Origin of the sequence: Corynebacterium sp. A21, from assembly GCF_052266655.1 — a bacterium.
In the GTDB taxonomy this organism is placed as follows: domain Bacteria; phylum Actinomycetota; class Actinomycetes; order Mycobacteriales; family Mycobacteriaceae; genus Corynebacterium.
The window spans coordinates 308816-334486 of sequence record NZ_JBQPQY010000003.1; the positions used below are offsets into that span (position 1 = coordinate 308816).

The following is a 25671-nucleotide window of genomic DNA, read 5'->3' on the forward strand; positions in this document are numbered from 1 at the left end:
TTTACTCCGATGGCACGAGGAACACACACCGAAATAACCCTGACCACCGCCCTGCAACCAGTGGTGGCGATGGTGCTGGCTGACATGCGTTCGGGTCTCGACGCCGACGAGGACACCAGGGCGCGCTGGAAGGATGACTACGACGCCGCGCGCAAGGCCGAGCGCGTCGGCGGCAGCTTCGGCGACTGGTGCGAGGATCTGCTCCTGCAGGCGGCCGTTGGCTGGGTGCTGACCACCGTCTTCGTCCGTTTCATCGAGGACAATGAGCTCTTCGGCCCGGCAGGCACCTTCATCTCCGGGAACACCCTCCAGCGGCGGAGCGCTTCCCGCGACCGTGAGCAACGTTTCTACGCTGAGCACCCCCACCTCAACTATCTCGGTTACCTGGAGGAGGTCTGTGCACAGCTACGCGCAGTTCCGGCGACGCAGGGCTTGGTCGACGATCACGCCGCAATCAGCCTCTACTCCCCCTCAGATGATGCCGCCCGTGACCTCATCGACTTCTGGCGCCAGGCCGATGATGAGGACAACTCTGTCTGGGGTTTTCGCGACCCTGAGCTAGACACCCGCTACCTGGGCGACTTGTACGAGAATCTGTCCACCTATGCGCAGGAGAAGTACGCACTGCGGCAGACCCCGGAGTTCGTCGAGGAGTTCATCCTCGACCGCACTCTGACCCCGGCCCTAGCCGAACGCCGACTCGAGGGCTTCAGGCTCATCGATCCGACCTGCGGTTCCGGCCACTTCCTCCTCGGGGCGTTTCAGCGACTGTTTGACCGGTGGACCCAGCAGGAGCCCGGGCTCAACGCCCGTGAACGCGCTATCAAGGCCATGGGCGCGATCCATGGCGTAGACATCAACCCGTTTGCAGTCGCCATTACCCGTTTCCGCCTCATCGTCGCCTTCATGAAGGCATCACAGGAAGAGCGTCTTGATGTCGGTCTCACAGAGCCGGAGTTTGAGGTGTTGGCTGGGGACAGCCTGCTGTATGGAGCGTCCGTATCTGGTCAGGGCGAATTTGCGCTGCAATCGGGGGTCTATGCTTTGGAGACTGAAGATCAACAACGTCTAAACAAGCTGCTCCAGCCGCAGACCTACGACGCTGTGGTGGGTAACCCGCCGTATATCACTGTCAAAGACAAGGTCCTAAACAAGACCTATCGGGAGCGCTACAAGGAATATTGCAAGGGAACCTACGCCCTGACTGTGCCCTTCATGGTGAAATTCTTCCGCCTAGCAAAAGGCCCGAACACGGCTGGTCTCGCCGGTTGGGTAGGCCAAATCACCTCGAACTCCTTCATGCAACGGGAGTTTGGCAAGCCAATGATTGAGAAGTACTTCGGACAGGTTGATCTCCGCGAGGTAATCGATTCCTCCGGTGCCTACATCCCGGGACACGGAACACCCACTGTGATCATCGTCGGTCGTCACGCAGCGCCTTCGCGCCGCAAAATCATCGGCGTGCTCGGTATTCAGGGCGAGCCAGGTGTCCCGGACATCGCGTCAGAAGGGAAAGTATGGCGATCTATTGTCAAGCATATCGACGTCTCCGGTTACCAAGACAACTATGTAACAGTATCTGAGCTATCGCGCGAGTTCGTATCCACACATCCATGGAACTTGCAGGGCGGCTCAGCTGCAGATACAGCAGCAGCAATAGATTCTCACTCATCGAAGGAACTCTCAGAGTGGATCTCAGTGATTGGACGAACCACGCACACCGGTCTTGACCCCGCCTATTTCTATCCGAGCTACTCAGAAAATACCTTTGGCATTAAGAACCAGGTTCCCCTGGTCACGGGCCAGGAGGTTCGCGATTTCAACGCTTCGAAGAACCTCATTACCCTGTTCCCATACTCGGATAAAGCTAGCCCTCTGCAGCCTGGAAAATTTGAGCAACGCCATTTCTGGACTTTCCGAGTTTTACTCAAGAAACGTCAAGATTTTGGACAAACACCTGAACAACGAGGTCTTCGATGGTTTGATCACACGATGTTCTTTCCCGCTCGATTCACCGCTCCGCTAGGAATCGCCTTCGCCTTCGTCACTACCCACAACCATTTCGTGCTGGACCGTGGCGGGAAAGTCTTCAAGCAATCTGCCCCGGTGATCAAGCTGCCGGAGGATGCGACCGAGGACGACCATCTCGAGCTCCTGGGTGTGTTGAACTCATCGACCGCCTGCTTCTGGCTGAAGCAGAACAGCCATGGAAAGGGAATCGGTGGTGTGAATCAAGAGTCACGCCATGAGCTTTTCGATGAGTTCTTCGAATTCACCGGTACCACACTCAAGCGTTTCCCCTTGCCTGCTGGCAACGTCACTGACCGTGGTCGTCGGCTGGATGAACTGGCGCAGGAGCTGGCGAAGTGGGAGCCTGTCGCAGTATTCGAGCGTTCCACCCCCAGCATGGAGACCAGCGATGAGGCTCATGCCCAGTGGCAGCGGATTCACAACCTCATGATCGCAGAGCAGGAGGAACTCGACTGGGATGTCTACCACCTCTATGGGCTCACAGATACTAACTATTCCTTGCCCGTCGGTGAGGTCGACGGCATCGAGTTAGGCACCCGTGCCTTCGAAATCACACTGGCGTGTCGGGTGGCGGACGGGGAAACCACCACCGCCTGGTTTGAACGCCACCACTCCACCCCTACCACCGATCTGCCCGACACCTGGAGCGACTCCTATCGTGACGCGGTACAGCAACGCATGGACCTGGCAGCAGTGGACAAGAAGATCGCACTGCTGGAGCAACCGGAGTACAAGCGACGCTGGCAAACGGTCCTCTGGGAGGACAAGGTCCCCGAGGCACTAGCGGCCTGGCTGCTGACCCGCTTGGAAGCGCCCGGACTGTGGCGCGATAACAACGGCATGCCCCGGCCGTTGAGCATCAATCAGCTCGCCGGTGTCATCGAGACCTCCGATGAGTTCAACGATCTGCGCCAGGTGCTGTCATTGTGGAGCGCCAAGCGCGACGCCACCACCGCCCTCATGCTCGCAGACCTGCTCAATGCAGAGGCTGTGCCCTACCTCAAGGGGATGCGCTACAAGGGCAAGGGCGTGCGCAAACGCGCCGAATGGGAAGCTACCTGGGACGCACAACGCCAGGAAGATGCCGATGAGATCACCGCCGATCAGGTCCCCGTCCCTCCGAACTACACCAGCGCGGACATGCCCACCGCAGTGTGGCGCCACCGCGGGAAACTCGACGTACCCAAGGAACGCTTCATCTCCTATCCCGGCGCGGGCAGCGTTGACGACCCTTCCACCGTCATCGGCTGGGCGGGTTGGGACCACCTTGAGCAGGGGCTGGCCAGCATGTGGTTGTATCAGGAGCGCGACAGCGAGGATGCCTCCCCGGAGCAGCTGGCCAGCATCCTCTCGGGTCTGCAGGAGCAGCTGCCGTGGATCCTCCAATGGCACAACGAGCTTGATCCCCACACCGGTCTCAAACTCGGTGACTACCTCAGCGGCCAGCTCAATAACGCCGCCAACGCCATCGGCATCCCCGTCGAAGATCTTGACACCTATATCCCCGCGACCACCCGCGGACGGAAAGGACGTACCCAGCCATGAGTTTCTCCCTCCCCGGCTTCGGTAACAACGCCCCGCAGGCCCCGACCCTTGGCGAAGTCTTCGACATCTCCGAGCACCAGGGCGACACCTTCGTGCTCAAGTTGGAGAACTCGGTCGCGGAGGACAAGCTGCGCGAGACCGTCTCCTCCTATGTGGTCACCGAGGAGATTGCCCGCAATCTCGACACCGCCATGGACTTCGTGGAGACGGCATTTTCCCGACAGGAGAGCCAGGCGGTCTACCTCCACGGCTCCTTCGGCTCCGGTAAGTCGCACTTCATGGCAGTGCTCTACGGCCTGCTGGCTGGCGCCCCGGTCACCCGTGAGGATGCCGAGCTCCAACCGATCGCTGCTGAGCATGCGGATATTACCGGTAAGAACCTTCTTCAGCTGACGTACCATTTCCTGGATTCGAGTTCCGTCGAGGACACCCTGTTCAAGGGTTACCTCCGCCAGATCAATAAGCTCCACCCCGAGGCTCCTGCCCCGGTGCTGCACACCGCCGGCGGGTTGTTTGAGGACGCCACGGGGATGCGACGCACCTTGGGCGATGACGCTTTTTTCTCCAGCCTCAACAAGGCCACCGCCATGCCAGGTGGCACGGGGCAGTCCGCCAAGGCCCAGTCCACCGGAATCGATTTCGGCTCCCTGACTGGCCAGGACACTGCCAGGTGGAATGCGGCCGCTTTCGATGCTGCGATCTCGACCGACGCCGATGAACATACGCGCACCGCGCTAATCCAGGCATTGACCCAGACGATGTTCTCCTCCTATGCCACCACTTCCCCCTGGCTGGGTATGGCCGAGGGGTTGAAGGTTATCTCCGAACACGCGAAATCCCTGGGTTACGACGGGGTGATCTTCTACCTCGACGAGTTGATCCTGTGGTTGATGTTCATGATTCCCAGCCGCGCGCAGTTCAACCAGGAGGCACAGAAACTGACCCTGCTGGTGGAAAATGAGCACGGTTCGGCCCTGCCGATGGTCTTTTTCATCGCCCGCCAGTTTGACCTGTCCACCTGGCAGGACACCAGCATCGAGTCGGGTGCGGACCTCGATGCCCGCCAGCAGGCCTTCAACCACCAGGGCGGTCGTTTTCACACGATCACTTTGGGAGACAAGAACCTGCCCAAGATCGCCAACCGACGCCTCCTGCAACCCCGAAACGCCCAGGCAAAGATGCAGCTCGATGAGTCATTCAGCAAGTTGGGTCTCAACCAGGATATTTCTACGGTGCTGCTCGATGGGGTCAACACCAATGACCAGCACTCCTCCTCCACGATGGAGCAGTTCCGGCTTACCTATCCTTTCTCCCCCGCCCTCGTGGACACCCTCGTCGCCCTGTCATCGATCATGCAGCGTGAACGCACCGCATTGAAGGTCATGGAACAACTCCTGATCGATAAACGCGAAACCATGACCATCGACAAGATCATCCCCGTCGGTGACTCCTTCGACTACCTCCTTGAGGGCGACAAGCACATCAGCAAGCAGGGTGGCGAGGCCTTCCGCCTGGGCAGGAAGTTCTGGGTGGAACAGCTGCGCCCCCACATCCTGGCCAAGTACTCCATTCCCACCGACACCCCGGACCGCGATCTGCCCACCGAATTGCGCGCCCTGCACGCCGAGCTGCGCATCGGCAAGACCTTGATCCTCGCCGGCGTTGCCCCCGAAGTTCCTGCCTTGAAGTCGATGACGATCTCCCGCCTGGCTCATCTCAACCACGGCTCCATGGTCACCATGTTCAAGAATGACAGCATCAGCCAGACCATGGAGCTGATACGCGAATGGGCCCGTGAGTTCACCGAGATCGTCATTCAACCCGGCACCAATGACCCCGTGATCTCCGTGCGTCTTGATGAGGTGCCGTGGAAAGACCTCGTCGAGCAAGCCCAACGCGAGGACACCGACGAACGTCGCAGAGTCAAGATCCGCTCCCTACTTGCTGAGGCACTCCGCGTGGCAGATGTGGCTCCGGCGGCTGACGGATCCCTGACCCGTCTGGTCATCTGGCGAGGCACTGCCCGCAAGGCAGAGGTGATCTTCGGCAACGTCCGCGACCGTGCCAACCTCAAGGACTCGGATTTCCGCCCCTTCCAGGCACAGGCCCTACGTCTTGTCGTCGACTATCCCTTCGACGAGCCTGGTCATACTCCCGCAGAGGATCACCAGCGAGTCGATCAGCTGCGGGTTTCCGATGGAGAGGCACCGTTTACAGTGGTGTGGCTGCCGCAGTTCTTCGCTAACGAACAGATGAACAAGCTCGGCGAGCTGGTGGTCATCGAGCATCTGTTGACCAAAAGTGGCTGGCGGGACTACACCGCCAGGATCGCCGAGGATTCCCGGGAATCCATCAAGCAGATCCTGCGTTCTCGGGCCGAAACGCTCAATTCTTCCCTGGAGCGCGAACTCGCCGAAGCCTACGGCGCCCAGTCGGGCGTCACCTTCGCAGAGGGGCAGGAACCACTGAAAAGTCTCGATCCCTCAATCACCGTGGCCAAACCCTCGGGCGCGGATTTCTCTGACGCGGCCGATCGGCTCATCGAGGCGGTGTTCACCGCCCGTTATCCTTCTCACCCACGTTTCGATTCGGAGCGGCTGTTGACCACCACCGACTTCACCAGGGTCGCGGGTGTTCTGCGCCGGGCCGCCGGTGACCGCGCCCACCGCACCGACCTGGCACTGGAAGAGCGCAAGGCAGCCAGATCGATCCTGCCACCGCTGAACCTCGCCCAAGTCTTTGACACCCATCTGACCTTCAACGTGGATTCCCACGGCAAGAAACTGACCGACATTGATACCCAGCTCCGACGCAGCGGGCTTGACCCCACAGCGGTGGTGAACGTGCAGGCGATCTACAACGCCATTGAACAGCTCCACCCCAACTTCGGTCTCAACCAGGACACCATCCACCTCTACATCGCCGCCTGGGCTGCCGCCCGCAACCGCTCCTGGGTCCACTACGGCAGCACCCTCAGCAACGAACCCACCCTCAAGGACATCGACCCGCGGATGGAATTGCAGCCAGTCGCACTCCCCGAAGCGCAGGAGTGGGCAGATGCTGTCGAGGCCGCCGGGTTGCTGTTCGGCATCCACCTCAACGCTCATCTGACCAGTACCAACCTCAAGGAACTGCAAAACCAGGTCACCGACCGGGCGGCCTCCCTGCGCTCTGCAGCGCAGGCTCTGGCCACCGAGGTGGCCAGCTTCAACACCTTCATCGGGATCACCGGAGAAAGCCATCGTTCCCGCCTGGCAGCAGACCTCAACACGCTCATCGACCAGCTGGCCCGCGATTCCTCCTCCTCGCTAAAGGTGGTCGGCCACCTGGCCTCGACGATCACACACCGCCAGGGGGGAGCAACCACCGTGTGCGGAGCTACCACCCTGGAGGCGCTCGAGTCCTTGGAGACGGCCGAGGACGTGACGGAGCTGTTGCGCCGCTTCCGTTCTGAATCCCATGCCAAGAACCTCACCACTGTGCTCGGTCACGCAGCGGACAACCAGGGCAATGACAGCGGGGCACAGATGATCGTCGACAAGCTGCGCAAGGGCATCCGCGAACACGAATTCATCAGTCGGGCGTCTGTGACCATCCGCATGTTCGGTGAGGACTTCTCCCGGTGGATCAGCGAGCTGCTCATCACTCCTCCCGCTACCAACCCGACCTCGACCCCTGCCCCCACTCCTGTTCCGGTCGCTCCTCCCATTACTGACCCGAATCCCACCCCGGCGCGGACGTTCATGGTCAAGGACCCCCTGGATCTGACTGCGGTCAAGGCCAGCCTTGACGAGTTCGCCGGGTCCAACCGGGCCTTCACCATCACCGTGACCTGGGAGGACGAGTAGTCCATGTCAACCCCAGCACCCATCCTGCACACGCAGGTGGGCAGAAGCGACATCGCCAGCGCTATCGCCCATGTCATGGAGAAAAATTTCACCACCGGCATCATTGCCCTCTACGACCCCTCCGGGTGGGAGGGTCCTCCCACCGTGGAGGTGGCTGGAGCGCGGGTCGCGGTCATCGATACTCCCACGCCCTTGTCGATGCGCCAGGCCATCGCCTTCCCCGAAGGGGACGCCGACTTCACGGTGTTGGTCACCCCACTGCTCGACGCCTCCCTTCCCGGTGACATCCTCACCCACCTCACGCCTTTTCACCGGGTTAATATCCCCATCCCCGCCGACGCACTCCGTGAGTTGTTCTCCGCCACCACCCAAGGGCGTGGCATCATCCGCAATCGCCGCGATATCGCGGGTGTCGTTGAGTTCCTGGCTCGCTGCGACGGCAACCCCGTCGATCTGGCCCCGGCGCCAGCGGGTGTGCTCACCACCGCTCATCTCCACTACCAGCTGCTGACCGTCGGGGCAGGGTTGCCCTCAACCCTGACTATGTCCGCGGTAGCCGAATGGTCGCTCGACCCCGAATCTGCTCACCGGTGGTCGGACTTCATCTCCTCTGTGTCCCGCGAGGTCGCAGAAAGTTCCTTGGGCTGGCTGCGCACCCGGCTGGGTGACGGATCCGGGGCAATGGTGCGCTATCTGGACGCATATGGCCCGCAGGATCTGGCCGCGTGGGGATTGGCCGCGGAGGTCATCCAACCTGGTCCCGGGGTCGACGACACTGTCCGCGCCGCCGCCGAAGGTGCTTTCCGGATAACTACCGGCACCGGGCCGACCGCTGCGGAGGAACTCGACTCCTGGGCGAATGCCTCCGTGTCAGTGTTCACCTCCCGATCACACCCCGGCACTGGGGCGGATGATCATCTCAAGGAAGCCGCCGGGCGGGCCGAGGAATTCATCACCTCCGGCTCCCGTCTTGGCGCAAAGGAACTGCTGTATCGCTCACGGGTGTGCCGCGGAGCGCTCGATGCCCGGATTGCCAGGCTCACCGAAGCCCTGTCCACCTGGTACGCCGACCCTGGTTGGGTCGGTGTACCAGATGCCTTGGCAGCGGTCCGGGCCCATATCGCCGGTCTCCCCGACCATCCGGATATCACTGTCGCCACCGCCGTGATCCGCATGGTCCAATGGTTACGCACCCCGCCCGCATCGACGCCGACCACACTGTCTGGTTGGCTGAAGTACTATCGCCGCGATGCCAGCTGGCTGGATGTGTGTGTCAACCGGGCATGGCGCAACCAGTCAACCTCACAACTCGCGCAGCTGGCCCACCGCGTGCTCGCCGAAGTCCGCCCCCGGCGCGCCGCGCTCGACCGTGACTTCGCGGGGATCGCCGCCACGACTGCCACCGAACGACACACAGCTGGCAGTACGCTCCTAGCCGAAGACGTCCTCGACCGGGTCGTGGCCCCACTCCTGAATGATGCTGCCGACCCCCGTCCGGTGCTCATGATCGTGCTTGACGGCATGAGTGTGCCCGCCTCCAACATCCTGGTGGACAATATCCTCACCGACCTCAACGGACACTGGCAGGAGGCGGTTCCAGGTGAAGAGGAACTCTCCACCGCGCTCAGCGTCCTACCCAGCGTGACCACCTTCGCCCGCACGAGCCTGATCTCCGGGACGCTGACCACCGGCGGGCAGGCCGAGGAGCGCGCCGGGTTGCGTGCCTGGGTCTCCGCCCATCTCAAGAATCAGTCGCCGGGCTGGAGCCTGCTCCACAAGGCCGATCTGGATGCCGGGATCGTCGACAGTGTCCGCGCCCAGGTAGAGGATACCGCCCACAACAAGCTGGTCGTGGCGGTGCTCAACACTATCGACGATGCACTGAACAAGTCTGACCCGATCGAACGCGTGTGGGATGTCAAGGACATCTCCCATCTGCATCCGCTGCTGCGCGCCGCCGCGGTCGTGGGCCGTACGGTGGTGTTCGTCTCCGATCATGGGCATGTGCTGGAACGGCATGAAACTTCTCCCACCTCGGGTGGCACGGGTGCCGCCCGATGGAGGGAACCCCTCACTCCGCCAGGCCCTGGCGAGACGGTGGTCTCCGGTTCCCGAGTACGCAACGATTCCCATGAGGCGATCCTCGCGGTCGATGAGGGCATCCGGTACACCTCTCGGAAGGCCGGATATCACGGCGGCCTCAGCCTCGCCGAGGTCGCCATCCCCGTGACCATCCTGACTGGCTCAGTGGCTACGCTGGCGGATCGGTTGCCTGGGTTCCCGCTGACCACCGGCGGTGCGTCTACCCGCTACCCCGCCTGGTGGGATCTTCGTTCCGGGGATGGGCAGGCTCCCATGCCAGTGTCCAAACCCTCACCCGCCAAGAAGAAACGCGTTGACGATGCCCCCACACTATTCGATGACCCTGCCACCACTCTCACGCGGAATACTGGTATCTTCCCGGACTTGGAGACCAATGCGCTCTTCAAGACCCAGACCACGTCCTATCCGGTGGATGGTCGCTCCCGGGGAGAGGTCGCCGACCTAATTCGTCAGATCGCTACCAACAGCGGACGTCTACCGGTGGCAACCCTCCGAGAGACGTGGCAGCTCGGCCCCATCCAGCTGCGCGGGGTCATTTCCACATTGCTCCGTATCCTCAATGTGGACGGGGTCCAGGTACTCGAACAGCAGGATGCAGACCTCGTGCTCAACCGGAACCTGCTGACCGAGCAATTCGATGTAAAGGATTCCTAAAACCATGCCCGAGGTCTCGCCAGCTCGCCGCACAGCGATCATCGACGCCCTCCGCCGAGGGACAGTTCCCGCCTCCGGGCTTGATCAGTTGGCAGTAGGCCTAAACCAGCTCGAACCGGTCATCGCCGAAGAACTGGACAAGGTCGCTAGCGGTGCAGCGGTGTTCAAAGCGATCCGCGGTGAATATGGATCGGGCAAGACTTTCGCCTCACGGTGGATTCAACAGCACGCCCTAGGCAAGAACTTCGCGGTCGCCGAAGTCCAGATCTCCGAGCTGGAGACCCCGTTGCACAAACTGGAGACCGTCTACCGTCGGGCTACTGAGAGCCTACGCACCGCGGCCTTCGGATCCGGTGGGTTCCGCATGGTCCTCGACACCTGGCTCTACCAGGTGGAGAAGGATTCGCACGGTTCGAATGAGGTGGCAGACTCCATCGTCGAGCAACGGCTGGCCGCCGTCGCCGCGACGGCGCCAGTATTCCCGCTGGCGTTGCGCTCCTACCGGCAGTCCATTCTTGAGGATGATGTCACCACCGCCGATGGTCTGGCTGCTTGGCTCGGTGGTCAGCCCTCCGTCGCTGCCTCTATCAAGCGCAGGGCCGGGGTCAAAAGCGATCTCGATCATTTCACCGCCATGGGTTTCCTGCGGGGGTTGGTGGAGATCCTCCGCGGTTCGGGGCATTCCGGCTTGGTCCTCGTCCTCGACGAGGTAGAGACCCTGCAGCGCATGCGCACCGATTCCCGCGAGAAAGCCCTCAACGCATTACGCCAGTGGATCGATGAGATCGACGCCGGCCACTACCCCGGCTTGTACCTGCTCATCACCGGCACTACCGCCTTCTTCGAGGGCAACCAGGGTGTACGCCGTCTCCCGCCACTGGATTCCCGATTGCGGGTCGACTTTTCCGGGGACCCGAAGTGGGACAATCCCCGCCTACCGCAGATCCGGCTGCAGGGCTTCACCCGCGACCGACTCATTGAGGTCGGCATCAAGGTCCGGGACCTCTACGTCGCTGGATCCTCCGCAGGCGAGCGGATTCTGGCGAGCGCCGACGATGAGTTCGTCGCTGACCTCGCCGATGCCGTCGCCGGTGTGCTTGGAGGCAGGGTGGGTGTCGCCCCTCGTCAATTCCTGCGCACCCTGATCGACGTCCTCGACAGGATCGAGCTGCACCACGCCTTCGATCCCCGAACCGACTACACCGTCTCCATCCCCGAAACCAGTATGTCCGAGAGTGAACGGGCAGCCGCCCATGGCGTGGTGACCAACCCGGATGACATTGGGCTGTGAGTAACTCCGGCCTCGATGCCCTGCACCCGGTGATCATCCACTACATCGCCTCTACGCTGCGGTGGCCGGGGCTGCGTCCCCTCCAAGAACAGGCCGCCGCCCCGCTAGCAGCGGGGGAAGATGCGATCCTGTTGGCACCCACGGCTGGCGGCAAGACAGAGGCCGCCGTCTTCCCGATCCTGTCCAGAATGGCTTCCGAGGAGTGGGCGGGGGTCTCGGTCCTCTACCTCTGCCCTATCAAGGCACTGCTCAATAACCTCGAACCTCGACTGAGCGAGTACGCTGCCTGGCTCGGGCGACGCGTGGCAGTCTGGCACGGCGACGTCGGGCAGTCCTCGCGAAAGCGCATCATCACCGACCCGCCGGACATCCTACTGACCACCCCAGAGTCTCTCGAGGCCATGATGGTCAGCCGTGGGGTCAATGCCGCCGAATTTCTCGGTGGGGTCAACGCTGTGATCATCGACGAGGTCCACGCGTTCGCCGGTGATGACCGAGGATGGCACTTGTCCGCGGTACTTTCCAGGCTGGAGGAGCTCACCGGCCACCCGCTGCAGCGGATAGGAATGTCCGCGACTGTGGGCAACCCAGAGTCGCTGTTGTCCTGGCTCCAGGGTGGCCGGCACGATCGCCCGGGCCACATCCTGGCGCCAGATATTGAGCCGGGGATTGTGGCCCAGGCGGATATCACCCTCGACTATGTCAGCGGTGTATCGTCGGCCGCCCTGTTGCTGTCCAAGCTCCACCAGGGGGAAAAGCGCCTGGTCTTCGTGGATTCGCGTCGCATGGCGGAGGAACTCGGGGCCGCACTCCACGAGCGTGGGACCCAGGTGTATCTGTCCCACTCATCGCTGTCGGCCGATGAGAGACGACGAGCTGAGGATGCCTTCGCCAACGACCGTGACTGCATCATCGTGGCCACCTCCACCCTTGAACTGGGTATCGACGTCGGAGATCTTGACCGGGTCATCCAGATCGGCACCCCTGGTACCGTGTCGTCCTTCCTGCAGCGACTCGGGCGCACCGGGCGGCGTGCGGGATCCTTGCGCAACTGCCTGCTGATCACCATTGACGACGAGGACGGTATCATCCACACCCTTGGCTTGTTACAGGCCTGGTCAGATGGGTTCGTCGAACAGGTCACTCCCCCGCCGCTGCCTATGCACCTGGCAGCGCAGCAGTTTCTAGCGGCTGCCCTGAGTAATGGCACTATCAACCTGGGCACCTGGCGGCGACTTTGGGCCGCCACCCCCCTAATGACTGAGGAAATTCTCGGGATCGACCCGGCCGAAATCCTCCAGCACCTCATCTCCTCAGGCATGTTGGAAACCGACGGCGGCCAGGCATTCATCGGGGTCGAGGCAGAGAAGGCTTTCGGGCGCCGCCACTTCATGGAGCTGCTCTCTGCCTTCACCACCCCGCCAGTGTTCACCGTTACCGACGGCCGCTATGACATCGGTACCGTCGAGCTGCGCACTATGCTCTCTGCTTCTTCATCAAAGGCTTCCGGTCCATCGGCACCAATGACCATGTCCTTGGCGGGAAGGTATTGGAAAGTCACCTCGATCGACTGGCGGCGTCGACGCCTGTTGGTAGAGAAGACCGACACCGGGGCGGTCACTAGGTGGGGATCAACCTCCCGAGGTTTTGGACCCGAGGTCACCGCCGGAATGCTCGCGGTGCTGCGTGGTGAGAATCCAGCAGGGGTTGCTGTGACCAGACGCGCGGCAGAAGTGTTGGGGCATCTCCGCGAGGAGTACGCAGCACTCACACCTTCGGGTGGGTTCCTGTATGCGCCCAGCTCGAACGAGACCTCCCACGGGCAGCTGTGGACGTGGGCGGGGACGGTAGCCAACCAGCAGCTCGTCGCCGACCTCGGCCCGTGTCTCGGGGAGGAACTCGCGCCACAACGCCAACGCATCCGCCATGACCGGATCTTCATCCATCACGGAGTTCCGGAATCCGCGGTGCGCGAACGCGTGAACCTTGCCAGGAGACTGTCTATAAGTGATCGCCCCCTGCCCGAGGTCAACGAGGACGCACTCGATGAGCTGAAGTTCTCGCAGGCCCTACCAGCGGAGTGGGCATTGCATGTACTCGAGACAAGGCTAATCACCGAATAGAGTTTTGGCGGAAAAGTGCCGGGTTTTCAGGAGACTTATGATGTTCTCCATGCGGTAAATAGCGTTTCTTGATAACGGTGCTCTGATTAAACGATGAATTCATCCCGACCAAACGTGGCGCTTCACTATGAAGTTGTGCGGCTGTTGGCATGGTCTGCGAATGCGAATTTTCTCAGGTATTTCAGCAACGACGCACCGAACACAGCTCCCTGGATTGGAACTTCGCTATGTACTTTCTTCAACCCCCTCGATTGAAGACATCCGGAAAACACAGCGTGGTTACTCCGGCGTTGAATCCTGCCGTCCGCCGACCTCTGTTTCCATTTCAGCGGCCTCATTTTTCATGGGGCGCTTCCTGGTGAATCTCCGCTGATAACGCATCTGCTGGTACTTCCACCGCTCGGCCATACTCGACTTCGCATCCACCCGGTCTTTGGGATCTAGCGGGTCCTCCCCCAGTACCGGATCCGTACCCACCTGATACGTGTCATTCCACACCTGGATCACCGACCACGCCACCGCTGCCAAGGGAACGGCGAGCACCGCCCCGAAGAATCCACCCACGATGGTTCCCACCGCCAAGGCCAGCAGCACGATAATGGCGTGCAGACTCAGCGTCCTGCCCATCACCACGGGCTGGAGCAGATCGCCCTCAAGCTGGTTGACCGCAATGACGATGGCGACCACGATGAGCGCGATCACCAGACCATTGGTCACCAGAGCCACCAGCGCAGCCAGGATTCCGGCGACCGTGGCACCCACGATCGGGAGAAATCCCCCGACGAATACGATGGCCGCCAGGGGCAGTGCCAGCGGAACCCCGAGCAAGGCCAGCGGAATCCCGATGAACAGGGCATCGACGGCCGCGATGATCGCGGTGCCACGAACGTAACCGCCGAGGGTCTGGATGGTTCGGTCCCCGGATTCAGCTACTTTGGCACGCGTTCCGCCATGAAACCACCTCAACGTGAAATTCCATATCTTCGGCCCGTCCTTCAAGAAGAAGAACAAGATGACGATCATGAGCACCAGGCCAGTGATGACCTCCGTCGCAGCGCTGATCCCGGTCAGCGCGCTGCCGATGAAAGCGCCACTGGTGAGAAATTCGGTGGCCCGCTGCAATGCGGTGTCGATGGCGGCGGTATCAACGGGCAGCGGGCTGTCCATGATGAAATCCTGCAGTTCCTGCCAACCCGCCACCGCGGATGAGGATAATTCATCCCATTCACTGCGGACCGCGAAGACGATGCCCGTGACCAGCCCACTGAGCAGCGCCAGGATTCCCAGGAAGGCGGCGATCGTCGCCAGCAATCGGGACCACTTCTTATCCACCAACCATCTCACCAGGGGGTAGACCGCCGAGGCCAGAATCAGCGCCAGCAGCGTGGCGATGACCACCACCGATACCCGGACCAGGAGCCACACCACCCCCACCGACACCGCAGCGATGAGCAGGATCTGGGCGCAGCGGGAGGCGGCCTGCCCCAAAGTGTCCGACCACGGAACTGCCGCCGCCGAGCTGCTTGCATGCTTCTCCCGGACCGTGGATTCATCGGGGAGGTGCGGGGTGGCACCGGTTGTGGCGTCGAGGTGACTGGCTCCCTCCTCCCCGGAGACCGCATCCCGCGGTAGCCGGGACGGGTCCGGGGTGGAGTCTTGCGGGATGGTCATGATGGCATCTCCTCAAACAAGTGGGAGCGATCAGAAAAGACACTGCGCGGGCGCCTGCGTCAGTAGGCCACTGATGCCGGCAGGGGCGTTTAATGCGGCGGGTCAGTGGGATCCTGAGGAGCATCATCAGTGATAAAGATCGTTCCGGAAGGGCAGAGCCGCTCGGCTTTCCGGACCGCCGGCCATTCTGATTCCGGCGGATTTTTATTCAGCAGACTGACAAAACCATCGTGTTCATCCAGATTCCGGAAAACCTCCGGGGCAAGGTACCCGCAATTACCTGAGGCAACGCAGGAATCGTGGTTGACGGTTACTTTCATGTCGCTCTCATCCTCGGTATGTCCGGCTATTTCAGTTCGGCTCAGGAAGGTTCAACCCCGATATTGGCGGACCAGTGGGCAGGTGTAGGGGTCACGGTTCTTCAGACCCACCTGATTGAGATAGGCGATGATGATGGCGAAGGCCCCGAACAAGGTGGTCTCGGTATAGGTGACGCCATGACGGGCGCAATGTTCCCGGACCATCTTCTGCAACATCGGCAGATGCGGTCGAGGAACCTTGGGAAATAGGTGGTGCTCGATCTGATACTGCAGACCGCCCATGAAAAAGTTCACCACCCGGCCACCACGGATATTGCGGGACATATGCACCTGCCGACGCAGAAAGTCGAGCTTGATGTCGTGCGGGACGCTCGGCATGCCGATGTGATTGGCCGCGAAGGCCCCGCCGAGTAAAAAGCCGAACACCAGCACCTGGACAAAAATGAAGGCGAGGGCGAGCCAGAAGGGAAGCAGGAGGAACAGAAACACCGGGAGGCCGATCAGCCGGAATCCGACCAAGAGGATCTCGATCCACCGGTGTTTCACCCGCTCAGCCTTGAGCAGGGTCCGTACGGAGTCGAAGTGGAGGGAGAATCCCTCGAAGGGCAGCAACGGTAAGAAGTAGTATCCCTGATAGCGGGCGAGTTTGGCACCCAGTCCGGTGCGGCGGTCAGCGTTGTCCGGGGTCATGGCGAATGCTCCGGAACCCACGTCTGGATCAGTGCGCTCTTTATTGGGATTCGCATGATGCCGACCATGTTTATCCGCCCACCAGCCGTAGCTCAGCCCGATGAACAGGCCAGCGACCACCCGCGCGGTCCACTCATTCCACCGCCGGGACTGGAAGATCTCCTGGTGGGTGGCCTCGTGGCTGAGGAAGCCGAGCTGGGACATCGCCAGCCCCAGGAATGCCGCGAGAATCAGTTGGTACCAACTCTCCCCCACCATTACCACGCCAACCAGCGTGGCCACGATCGACAGCGTCCAGAAGAGGATTCTCGGGAGGTAGAAGTCGTAGCGCCGCCGCATCAGACCGGCGTCCTGAACTTTCTCGGTTAGTTCCAGGAAGGATTCGATGTACGGATTGGCGATCACCCTGACTCCCATCCCCGTGATCTAAGACACACTTTCTCGCTTAATTCAATCATAGATCCAGGGGACGGACAACCGTTCCGGTTGACCATCTGAGCGATTCATGCTGCTAGGAGCCTTTTTAACGGTGACAGATCAGCACCCTCACCGGCCAACCAAAGAGTCCGTGGAGTAGTCGCGCAGGCTAACCCGGTCCAGGATCCTGAGGTCAGAACCAGGTCTCCGCCAGCAACTGCAGCGATCGGTTCCGGACAGCCGGGTCAAAGGCGTAGGTGACGGTGATGAGCTCATCGGCACCGGTACGCTCCACGAACTCCGACAGCTGTGTCTTCACGGTCTGTGGGGAACCCACCGCCTTGATCCGCAGCATGGACTGATCCGGGTTGCTGTTCCCCAAGAGAGTGCTCGGATCCACCGGTGGCTGGATCTTGCGGGACTGGCCCTGTTGGATATCAAGGAACATCTGCTCGATGGTGGTGAACTCCCGCTCCGCCTCCGCATCGGTATCAGCGACCATGACGTTGATCCCGGCCATCACATAGGGTTTGTCGATCTGCGCGGTGGGCATCTCCGTGGTGAAGGAATCCCGGTATACCACGATGGCCTCATCAATCTGATCAGGCGCGAAATGCGAGGCCACAGAGAAGGGCAGCCCCAACTGACCGGCAATCGAGGCACCATTGACGGTGGAGCCGAGCACCCAGATGGGAACCCCGGTGCCAGCCGAGGCAGCCGAAATGATCGGGGAGCTATTGGCGGTGCCGGTCTCGCCGAACCATCCCTGCAGGTCATAGATGCTCTGGGCAAAGGCCTGCGGCTCAGCCGAGGAACGGCTCAGTGCCTGAGCGGTCATCCGATCCGTTCCCGGCGCCCGTCCCAGACCCAGGTCAATCCGGCCCCCATGCATATTGGCCAGGGTGCCGTACTGCTCAGCCACCATCAAGGGAGCATGGTTGGGCAGCATCACCCCGCCGGAACCCAGCCGGATCTGCTCAGTCACCGAAGCCGCCTGTGAGATCAACAGAGACGTGGCACTGGACGCAAGATTCGGGGTGTTGTGGTGTTCCGCGAACCAGAGGCGGCGATAACCCAGCTGATCAGCGAGCGTGGCGGATTCCATCGAGGCGGCAATGGCCTCTCGGGCAGTGGAGCCCTCAGAGATGGAAACCAGATCAAGAATATTCAACGGCACAGACAAAACTGGGTTTCCTAACGTATTTCGGAGCAAAGGCATACAACAGTGGCAACCATCTCCACCTGCACTTCATTCCTGCTGGTACCGGTGCCTGATCCCCCCGGGGAGGTCGTCCCGGTGCCGTCAGCGCACCCCGGTCACCGCGGTCTCGCCGGCACTGATCCGATGGGTGCGCAGCTGTTCCACCGGGACGCCTAGAAGCACTTCCTGCAGTTCCGCTCGCAGGCGCTCAGCGAACTCCGCGCGATTGGCCAGCTTGAATTCCGCACAGCGTCGCGCAGCGACCGCCGCCCGGTCAGCGTAGGTATTGAGCAGGTGCTCATCATGGCCACGCACCCAGCTGATGCGCACCTCGATCCCCTGCCGTTCCAGCTCCCGGATTTTGCGCAGACAGCCGTCCTGGGAGGCCATCCCCTTACGGCACCCACTTCCGATGCGGGCGTTGAGGAAATGACTCACCGCCTGGGAATCGGTGAGAATCCAGAGACAGTCAGCCGCACGGCCCCAGCTCTTCAGGGCCATCTCCACGGCGGAAAACTCTCCGGCGAGAATCGATAGTGCCTCCATGCTTCCCATGCGCACCCGGCCATCCGAACCCACCGCAGCGATCCCGGTGGATTTCCCACGTTTCTGCCGGGAAGCATCCGTGGCGACCACCATCAGCGGTGGGCGCTGCTTCTCCACCGGGGCGGGCTCCCGGGAAAGCTCCTCGGCACGGTGGGCGCTGAGACACCGATCCCAGGTATCCCGGAGTCGCTCGCCGGCGATGACCTCACGAATCACCAGGCCCGGGAAGGAATCCAACTGTTCCTTGAGGAGCCCCCGCACGGTGCTGTCTGAGATATAAAGGAGTAGCCCGGTATCCCGATGCTGCTGCCACAGATCGAGGAAGGCATCGATGATGTGCCCGCGGGCGGCCACCACTTCCGAGCCGGGGAACCAGGTCGCCTGGGCACCGTGCCCCGTTGCCGACACCGAAAGCACCAGCTCACCGCCACCGCTCAGGGAGGTGAACCCGCTGTGGATCACCGCAACCGGAGGCTGCGGATGAATGAGGCGGGCTGGGGTGGCGTTCTCGGCCGGTGACGCGGCTGCGTGCATGAAGGACTCCTCGACGGAAGCGGGTTTGGGGTGTTGCCCCGGATATTGCCACAGGCACGGACACACCGCACTGAGGTTTCCTCATTCAAGCGAACAGGCAGGCGAGAGCTCCCCCGCTTATCGACGCCGCGCCCCACTGGCACGGCCGTACCAGTGCGGGTTGGGGCCTGGATCCCAGGGCATATGTCGATCGAATCGACATATCACCATAAAGTGCCAGGTGAGGAGGGTCTGCCAGCTCCAGGCCGCAGTGCTGCGCCCGGATCGCGGCGTCGATAAGCACCGGCCAGCGCCGCGCCTACCGGAAAGGCACCTCGCCCATCGCGCGGCGCAGCTTGCGGGTACGCAGCCGCTCGGGGTCGCTGGCCAGGGATTCCACCGCGCGCACCGCGCACATGACGTGCGCCTCCTTGGAGTTGGAATAGAAGGCCTGCGCCTGGGCGGGCAGCTTCGGCACCGCGTGAAGTGGCAGATCGGAGACGCTGAGCAAGGTGCCGTAGGGAATGCGGTAGCGGTAGCCGTTCGCGGCCAGGGCGCAGGATTCCATGTCCACGGCGGCAGCGGTCGAACCCTTGAACAGCTCCCACAGGGCCTTCGGGGTATGCCATTCCCAGTTCCGGTCGCCGGTGGATAGGACAGTGCCGGTGCGCATCAGCGATTTGTCGCCGCCGTAGATCTCATGGACGCTGGCCTCCAGGGCACGCTGGATCTCCGGTACCGCGGGGATCGGGATGTCGGGGTTGATGCGGCCATCGAGAATCCGGTCCTGGCGCTGGTAGGCGTTGCCGAGGATGAGATCGCCGATGCGCATGCGCCCGTCAAGGCCGGCGCAGTGGCCGATCATGATCCAGGCTTCGGGGCGCAGCACCGCGAGGCAATCGGTGATGGTCTTGGCGTTCGAGGGTCCGACGCCGATGTTGATCATGGTGATGCCGTAGCCGTCTTCGGTGCAGAGGTCATAACGCGGCATCTGGAAACGGGAATCGAGGTTGAGCTGGTCCAGATCGATCGCGGTGGCCTCAGCAGTGGTGATCTTCTGCCCGTTCGGCAGGATCAGCGCGGTGTACCGGGAGTCCGCTTCGCGCAGTTCGCGCAGCCCGAACCGCACGAACTCCGTGGTGTGCATGGCGTAGTTGGTGAAGAGGATGAAGCGCTGCATCGTGTCCACATCGATGCCGGTGTAGTGCTGGATGCGGGCGCAGGCGATATCGAAACGCTGCGGACCGAAGTGGAACAGCGGCTTCTCCGCCCCGTGGAAAGCGTCCCATTCGCCATCGACGATCGCATCATGCACCTCATCCAGGGTCGGGCGCGGAATGGCGTCCGCGGTGTCCCCGGCGCGACGGGCCTCGGTCATACCCTGGACATCGTGGAGGTACTCCGGCGGAATCCGGGTTTCGGAAGGACCGACATAGATCTTGCAGGGATAGTTTCCGGTGAGACGTTCCAGCTGCTCAGTGAGGTAATCTCGGGTCAGATGCGGCTTGGAGAGGGTGGCTGAGTAACGTCCCGCTTCGTTGACGTAGCCGAAGGGTTCGGAACGTGAGATCGGACGCCATTCCAGCACGTCCACCACGACCTTGGGATAGACCACCCCCCGGTAGTCCTCGTAATTGCCGTTCTTGAGCACCTCCCGGGCCAACTGAGCGGACTCCTCGTAGAGCTCCACGAGCTTCTCGACGGCCGCGGCGACGGTCTCCACCTGCGTGAGCTTCGGTTCAGTCATCCGATGTCTCCCCCTTAAATATCCCTTGGCTTGTGCGCCCCAGCCTAGCGCCGGGATCTCTAGACTGGCCGTTAAAAGGTGCCCCAGCTGAAGTGAAGGATCTGAAGATGCCACAGGAGCGAGCGAATGACCTGCTCCAGGAACTCTCCGAAAGACTGGGCAAGCTGCTCCCCAAACCCCACCACGCCCCAGAAGACATCGAATCCACCTCCGCGCTGGCCGACGACCCCGACAACCCGGTGATCCTGCCCGGCGGCGGACGCCGACGATCCCCGGAAGCCGCAGAGGTGGCCCGGGAAGTGGTGGCCTACGTCGACAACGACCCCGATGATGAGCTGGATGCCAGTCCAGCCACCATCTCGCTGCCGATTCTGGCGCGGATCCGCGCAAAGGGAATCTTCGAGGACGACTGGCGGGCGCGACCCTCGGAAAGCCATCCCTATCCGGTGATCTGCATCCATGGCACCGGCACCACCAAAGGTGACTGGACCGAGCTGGGGGCGGACCTCCGGGCCGAAGGCTACGCGGTCTTCGCCCCGGATTTCGGCCACCGGGCCACCGATTCCATTGCGGAATCCGCCTCCCAGATCAGCGCCTATATCGATGTCGTCATGCAGGTCACGGGCGCTTCGAAGATTATTCTGGTGGGCCATTCCCAGGGCGGCACCCTCTCCCGCTACTGGATGCGGTTGCTGGGAGGGGCCCCGAAGGTACGCCATCTGGTGTGCCTGGCAGCACCGAACCACGGCACGACCCTGGGTGGCATCGTCAGCCCGCTGGTGCGCACCTCCATGGCGGAGAGCATCATGAACTCCCTGGTCAGCAGCTGGTTCGGGGAATCCGGTTTCGAGCAGGTGGCCGGACACCCCACCATCGAGGCGATCAATGAGGGCGGTGATCTGGAACCCGGGGTGAGCTACACCTGCATCGCCACCCGGGGTGACACCGTGATCCAACCGCCGGAAACCTGCTTCCTCTACCCCGCTGAAGATTCATCGGACGATAATCCGGTCCGGAATATCTGGATCCAGGATCATCATCCCCGGGCGGTGATCCTGCATGCCGACCTCCCCCAGGACGCGCGGGTGCGGGCGATCATCCGGGCAGAACTGGCACAGGTGGATTAAACGGGACCCGGCGATGTTCCTGCCCCAGCGTTCTAAAGGCCCTAGAGTTTCCCGGTATACGTGTCCTGTTGATCACTGAGCTAAGAGGCGGATATGGCCCTGCGGAGTTCCCCACAGCGAGTCTTCATCGCAATCGCCCTGTTGTTATTGAGCTCCGGATGGGCGGCAAATCACTTTGCCTCCATGCTCGGGGTCCTCCGGGAACAACAACACCTCTCCAGCGTGCTACTCAACGGCGCCTACGGAATCTACGCACTGGGACTCCTGCCCTGCTTGCTCGGTGGCGGGCTGCTGTCTGATCGGATCGGTGCCCGCCCGGTGGTGCTGAGTGGCGGAGTGATCGCCGCCCTGGGCAATCTCAGCCTGATGCTGTGGCACAGTGGGGCCGGTCTCATGACGGGTCGGTTCCTGGTCGGGCTCGGAGTCGGTCTGGCCATGAGCGCCGGGACCGCCTGGGCCGGACAACTCCGCGGGCCCGGCGGTTCCACCCTGGCCGGGATCTTCCTCTCCCTTGGTTTCGCCGGTGGTCCGATCGCCTCCGGGCTGCTGGCTTTCCTATTGCCACCCGGCATCTCACTGTGGTTCCCCTTTGCACTCAGTACTCTGTTCTCCCTGGCCACCGTGGCCCTAGCCGGGATGCTGGGAGACGCGGCGTCGATAAGCGGCACCCCGGCACCCGCAACGGGTGACGCTGGCGGAAAAACCCCGACGCCCCGTAGCCTCGGGCGGGCCCTGCTCGCTGCCCTACCGGTGGGACTGTGGGTGTTCAGCACGGCTACCACCGCCTTCGTGGTCCTGGCCAGCCGGGTGGCCGGACACTTCAGCTCCGGACTCCTGCTGCCGGGCATCGCCGCCATCTTCACCTTCAGCTCCGGGCTGGGGGTCCAGATGCTGGGCCGCCGCTACAACTGGGGGCCAGGGGCCGGAATCGCAGGCGCCCTCTGTGCCGCCGCCGGAATGGCTCTGGCCAGTTTCGGTGGGGCCGCTCCCCCACTGTGGGTGTTCTTCGCAGGTTCCATCCTCTTGGGCACCGCCTATGGCCTGTGCCTGCAACAGGGGTTGAGCGATATCGGCACACTCAGCCCACCCAGTCGACGCGGGTCCGCCATCGGCATTTTCTATGTGGTCGCCTACCTCGGATTTGGCCTTCCAGTGCTACTCGAAGCAATTCTCCCCACGCTGGGAGCCTCTCTCCCGCTGCTGATCCTGGCTGGTTTCGCGGTACTCTGCGCGCTGATCCGGTGGGTGCAACTGAGCCGAAGCACGCTGTTTCATTAGCGCTGCGGGGAATGCTTATCGACGCCCCGCCCCGGCATTCGGGAGCGCTACAGGTCCAGGGCGTCGAGAAGCTCATCGAAGGCCGGGGCGACGCGGGTCCGCCACAGCGTGTCCACCTTCTGGTCCGCCCGACCTGGACCGCCATTGATCACCGCGACCGGCTTGCCCTGCTTGAGCGCGTCCAAGACGATCCGATAACCACTCATCACGGCCAGCGAAGAACCCGCGACGAGGACGGACGCAGCGTCATTGAGCAGCTGCTCCGTGGCTTCCTTACGCGCCGGCGGCACATTCTCACCGAAGTAGACCACATCTGGCTTGAGCCTCAAGGAGCCACAGTTCAGACAAGGAATCATCCGGAAGCGGGCGATGTCGACATCGGCCAAGCTGACATCGCCATCCGGGTTGATCATCTGCGGCCTGAGCTCGATGCTCGCCAGATAATGCGGGTTGGCGATACTGAGACGTTCATCGAAATGCCGACGATCCTCTGAAGTGCCACAATCCAGGCACACCACCGACTGCATGTCCCCGTGCAGATGGACGACATTCTTCGTGCCGGCATCGCGGTGCAGGCCATCGACATTCTGGGTGACCACACCGTTGATAAAACCAGCTTTCTCCAGCTCGACGAGGGCGAAGTGCGTTCGGTTCGGTTTCATCCCCGTCATCCGGCGCCACCCCACGAAGGCACGGGCCCAGTAGCGTTGCGACGCCGCCGGGTCATGCAGGAACTCCTGGTAGGTCATGGGACGGTGCTGGGTCAGCCGTCCGTGCGGACTCCGATAATCCGGGATCCCGGAATCAGTGGAGACACCCGCACCGGTGAGCGCCAGGGCGGGGCCCTTGTCGAGCTGTGCCTTGATCTGTGCCAGAGCCTGCGCCGGAGGGGTGGGTTCAACGGTCTCTTCCACCACCCGGGCGATGGAGCGCAGCGCAGACCGGTGAGCCTCGTTGATGGCGGGGTCAGGGAATTGTCCGTCAGGGACCGCTGCTGAAATATCGCTGGATGTCACTCGGGATTTCACACTGCCCAACCTAGTTCGTGGCGGGCAGATTATGGAGTTGTATTTGATCTGTTGAGCTTGTGATTCGAATAGTTGTTCACCCTAACTCATTTTCATGTCAGGCCTAAGCAATACCATTAACAGCTGTCGCACATATTCCCTGTGTGGATTCCTGCTTGACCCTTTACCAAGGAGCCTTCCTCTCGTGATTTCTAAGAAGATGCTGTCACTGCTAACAGCCGCAGCAGTAAGCGGCGGCGCAATCGCGACCGCTGCAGTGGTTTCCCCGACGGTCATCGCCGCTGAGCAGACGATGGCGGAGCAGTATGAGCCTTACTACAAAGACGTTGTGGGCCACAGCCGGATTATCAACTCGGCATATCTATACTCCGCTACCGGACTACCCGCTGGCACCAAGTTCCTCCTCACAGACCACACTGACGCCAATTACGGCGTGGAAAAGGGCCTCTATGTTGCACTCAGCGAAAGCGGTGACGGATCCCTCGCATTCACCGACTGGAGCTTTTCCAACATAACGGTTCCACCCACCGGCACCACGATCACGCCTCGCATCACCGTTATCTATCCGGATGGATCCGCAGAGATCATCACGGCGAAGCTTACCTACATCCCACCCCAGAATGACTCCTACTCCGTTGAATATCCGGCCATGAAAATAGCTCCTGGCGAGACCACAATTACTCAGCCATTAGCGACGAATCTGCCCGAAGATATCAAGATTTCACTGGTAAACCTCCCCGAACTGGGCAACCTTCGCACAGCCGGATGGACCCTTGACATGGCTCAAGACGGCACACTCACCATCGCTGCCCCTGAAGACGCTGAAGGCGAGGTGACCCTACCCATTCTGGTCACCTATTCCGATGGCACTTCCGAGTCCTCCTCCGCGATCGTATCCGTGGAAGCAAAACCACTCGACGCTGAGCTTCACGACGTGACCTACGCTGCCGCTACCCTCACCGGCGGTAAATCCGTCACCATCACCCCGAAGGAAACCACCCTTCCCGAAGGCACCACCATCACCCTTGCCGACAACGCGGCACTGATCACCGCAGGCTGGACTTTCCAGGTCACCACCGCAGGCGAACTCACCGCCACCGCCCCGGCAGATGCCGACGGAGCAGTCCAGATCAACCTGACCGTCACCTACCCCGACGGCACCACCGAACCCACCGGCACAAACATCACCGCCAAGGCCAAGGCAGTGGAAGATCCCAAGGACGAAGATCCCAACCCGATCGAGAAGCCGATCAAGGCTGGCGGCAGTTCCTTCGGCTCCAGCTAAACTCCGCCCACCCGCATTCAACTGCGGTTAATCAGTCTCGGATCCAGCCCCCGCGCACAATTTCCACCAGTGCGCGGGGGCACTCTGCGCTTCTCACCACCCCACCCTCCAAAAGAGATGAGCATGGCCTGAACTGCGAAAACTGGACACATGTCCAGAAATCCCACACCCGCTCAAAATTATTTTCACTGGACACTTGTCCATATTGGTGAACTAGATCATAATTCTCCCATGAGTGGCAGCTGAGTCACTC

The 25671-nt window shown here is 61.8% G+C and carries 15 protein-coding genes; 8 read left to right on the forward strand and 7 right to left on the reverse strand.

The annotated features are described in order from the left end of the window. Window positions 1-9: 9 nt before the first annotated feature. The 5 genes from pglX to ACTU46_RS07855 are packed head-to-tail and all read left to right on the forward strand — an operon-like array spanning window position 10 to window position 13595. Entirely contained in the window at window positions 10-3576 is a 3567-nt protein-coding gene (gene pglX / locus ACTU46_RS07835; protein WP_443380693.1) for a BREX-2 system adenine-specific DNA-methyltransferase PglX, read from the forward strand. Further along, window positions 3573-7424 carry a DUF6079 family protein gene (locus tag ACTU46_RS07840; protein WP_443380694.1) on the forward strand — a complete coding sequence of 1284 codons (3852 nt, stop codon included), beginning with the start codon at window positions 3573-3575 and terminating at the stop codon, window positions 7422-7424. The genes pglX and ACTU46_RS07840 overlap by 4 nt, the downstream gene beginning before the upstream one ends. Before the next feature lie 3 nt (window positions 7425-7427). Then, window positions 7428-10181: a BREX-2 system phosphatase PglZ gene (gene pglZ / locus ACTU46_RS07845; RefSeq protein WP_443380695.1), complete on the forward strand. Its 2754-nt coding sequence runs from the start codon at window positions 7428-7430 to the stop codon at window positions 10179-10181. A 4-nt stretch (window positions 10182-10185) separates the two neighbouring features. Then, entirely contained in the window at window positions 10186-11472 is a 1287-nt protein-coding gene (brxD, locus tag ACTU46_RS07850) for a BREX system ATP-binding protein BrxD (protein WP_443380696.1), read from the forward strand. Further along, window positions 11469-13595, forward strand: a complete 2127-nt coding sequence (locus ACTU46_RS07855; RefSeq protein ID WP_443380697.1) for a DEAD/DEAH box helicase — start codon at window positions 11469-11471, stop codon at window positions 13593-13595. The genes brxD and ACTU46_RS07855 overlap by 4 nt, the downstream gene beginning before the upstream one ends. Window positions 13596-13874: 279 nt before the next feature. Here ACTU46_RS07855 and ACTU46_RS07860 read toward each other — a convergent pair whose 3' ends face one another. From ACTU46_RS07860 to amn, 6 genes are all read right to left on the reverse strand, one after another. Continuing rightward, complete coding sequence (locus ACTU46_RS07860) at window positions 13875-15266, reverse strand: AI-2E family transporter (protein WP_443380698.1); 1392 nt, start codon at window positions 15264-15266, stop codon at window positions 13875-13877. 89 nt (window positions 15267-15355) lie between these two features. Then, window positions 15356-15586 carry a ferredoxin gene (locus ACTU46_RS07865; protein WP_443380699.1) on the reverse strand — a complete coding sequence of 77 codons (231 nt, stop codon included), beginning with the start codon at window positions 15584-15586 and terminating at the stop codon, window positions 15356-15358. Between the two features lie 51 nt (window positions 15587-15637). Then, the gene (locus tag ACTU46_RS07870) at window positions 15638-16681 is read right to left on the reverse strand and encodes a fatty acid desaturase family protein (RefSeq protein WP_443380700.1); all 1044 of its coding nucleotides are present in this window, start codon (window positions 16679-16681) and stop codon (window positions 15638-15640) included. Window positions 16682-16886: 205 nt separating this feature from the next. After that, on the reverse strand, window positions 16887-17912 hold the full coding sequence (locus tag ACTU46_RS07875; protein WP_443380701.1) for an LLM class flavin-dependent oxidoreductase: 1026 nt from the start codon (window positions 17910-17912) through the stop codon (window positions 16887-16889). Window positions 17913-17996: 84 nt separating this feature from the next. Next, complete coding sequence (locus ACTU46_RS07880) at window positions 17997-18974, reverse strand: RNase H family protein (protein ID WP_443380702.1); 978 nt, start codon at window positions 18972-18974, stop codon at window positions 17997-17999. Window positions 18975-19272: 298 nt separating this feature from the next. Next, window positions 19273-20700: an AMP nucleosidase gene (gene amn, locus ACTU46_RS07885; protein ID WP_443380703.1), complete on the reverse strand. Its 1428-nt coding sequence runs from the start codon at window positions 20698-20700 to the stop codon at window positions 19273-19275. A gap of 107 nt (window positions 20701-20807) precedes the next feature. Here amn and ACTU46_RS07890 point away from each other — a divergent pair, with 107 nt between their 5' ends. Both ACTU46_RS07890 and ACTU46_RS07895 read left to right on the forward strand, forming a co-directional pair. After that, a complete protein-coding gene (locus ACTU46_RS07890) occupies window positions 20808-21827 on the forward strand; it encodes an esterase/lipase family protein (RefSeq protein WP_443380704.1) in 1020 nt (339 codons plus the stop codon). 99 nt (window positions 21828-21926) lie between these two features. Continuing rightward, window positions 21927-23105: an MFS transporter gene (locus ACTU46_RS07895; RefSeq protein ID WP_443380753.1), complete on the forward strand. Its 1179-nt coding sequence runs from the start codon at window positions 21927-21929 to the stop codon at window positions 23103-23105. 47 nt (window positions 23106-23152) lie between these two features. On the opposite strand, the gene ACTU46_RS07900 is transcribed toward ACTU46_RS07895, so the two are convergent. Then, the gene (locus ACTU46_RS07900) at window positions 23153-24121 is read right to left on the reverse strand and encodes a Sir2 family NAD-dependent protein deacetylase (RefSeq protein WP_443380705.1); all 969 of its coding nucleotides are present in this window, start codon (window positions 24119-24121) and stop codon (window positions 23153-23155) included. A gap of 196 nt (window positions 24122-24317) precedes the next feature. Here ACTU46_RS07900 and ACTU46_RS07905 point away from each other — a divergent pair, with 196 nt between their 5' ends. Further along, window positions 24318-25418: a YPDG domain-containing protein gene (locus ACTU46_RS07905; RefSeq protein WP_443380706.1), complete on the forward strand. Its 1101-nt coding sequence runs from the start codon at window positions 24318-24320 to the stop codon at window positions 25416-25418. The last annotated feature ends 253 nt before the right edge of the window (window positions 25419-25671 follow it).

Excerpts from the sequence above, each read along its gene's own strand:
- brxD (WP_443380696.1), top strand. The coding sequence starts at position 10,186 with ATGCCCGAGGTCTCGCCAGCTCGCCGCACAGCGATCATCGACGCCCTC.
- ACTU46_RS07880 (WP_443380702.1), bottom strand. The coding sequence starts at position 18,974 with ATGCACGCAGCCGCGTCACCGGCCGAGAACGCCACCCCAGCCCGCCTC.
- ACTU46_RS07890 (WP_443380704.1), top strand. The coding sequence starts at position 20,808 with ATGCCACAGGAGCGAGCGAATGACCTGCTCCAGGAACTCTCCGAAAGA.
- ACTU46_RS07875 (WP_443380701.1), bottom strand. The coding sequence starts at position 17,912 with ATGCCTTTGCTCCGAAATACGTTAGGAAACCCAGTTTTGTCTGTGCCG.
- ACTU46_RS07840 (WP_443380694.1), top strand. The coding sequence starts at position 3,573 with ATGAGTTTCTCCCTCCCCGGCTTCGGTAACAACGCCCCGCAGGCCCCG.
- pglX (WP_443380693.1), top strand. The coding sequence starts at position 10 with ATGGCACGAGGAACACACACCGAAATAACCCTGACCACCGCCCTGCAA.
- amn (WP_443380703.1), bottom strand. The coding sequence starts at position 20,700 with ATGACTGAACCGAAGCTCACGCAGGTGGAGACCGTCGCCGCGGCCGTC.
- pglZ (WP_443380695.1), top strand. The coding sequence starts at position 7,428 with ATGTCAACCCCAGCACCCATCCTGCACACGCAGGTGGGCAGAAGCGAC.
- ACTU46_RS07865 (WP_443380699.1), bottom strand. The coding sequence starts at position 15,586 with ATGAAAGTAACCGTCAACCACGATTCCTGCGTTGCCTCAGGTAATTGC.
- ACTU46_RS07860 (WP_443380698.1), bottom strand. The coding sequence starts at position 15,266 with ATGACCATCCCGCAAGACTCCACCCCGGACCCGTCCCGGCTACCGCGG.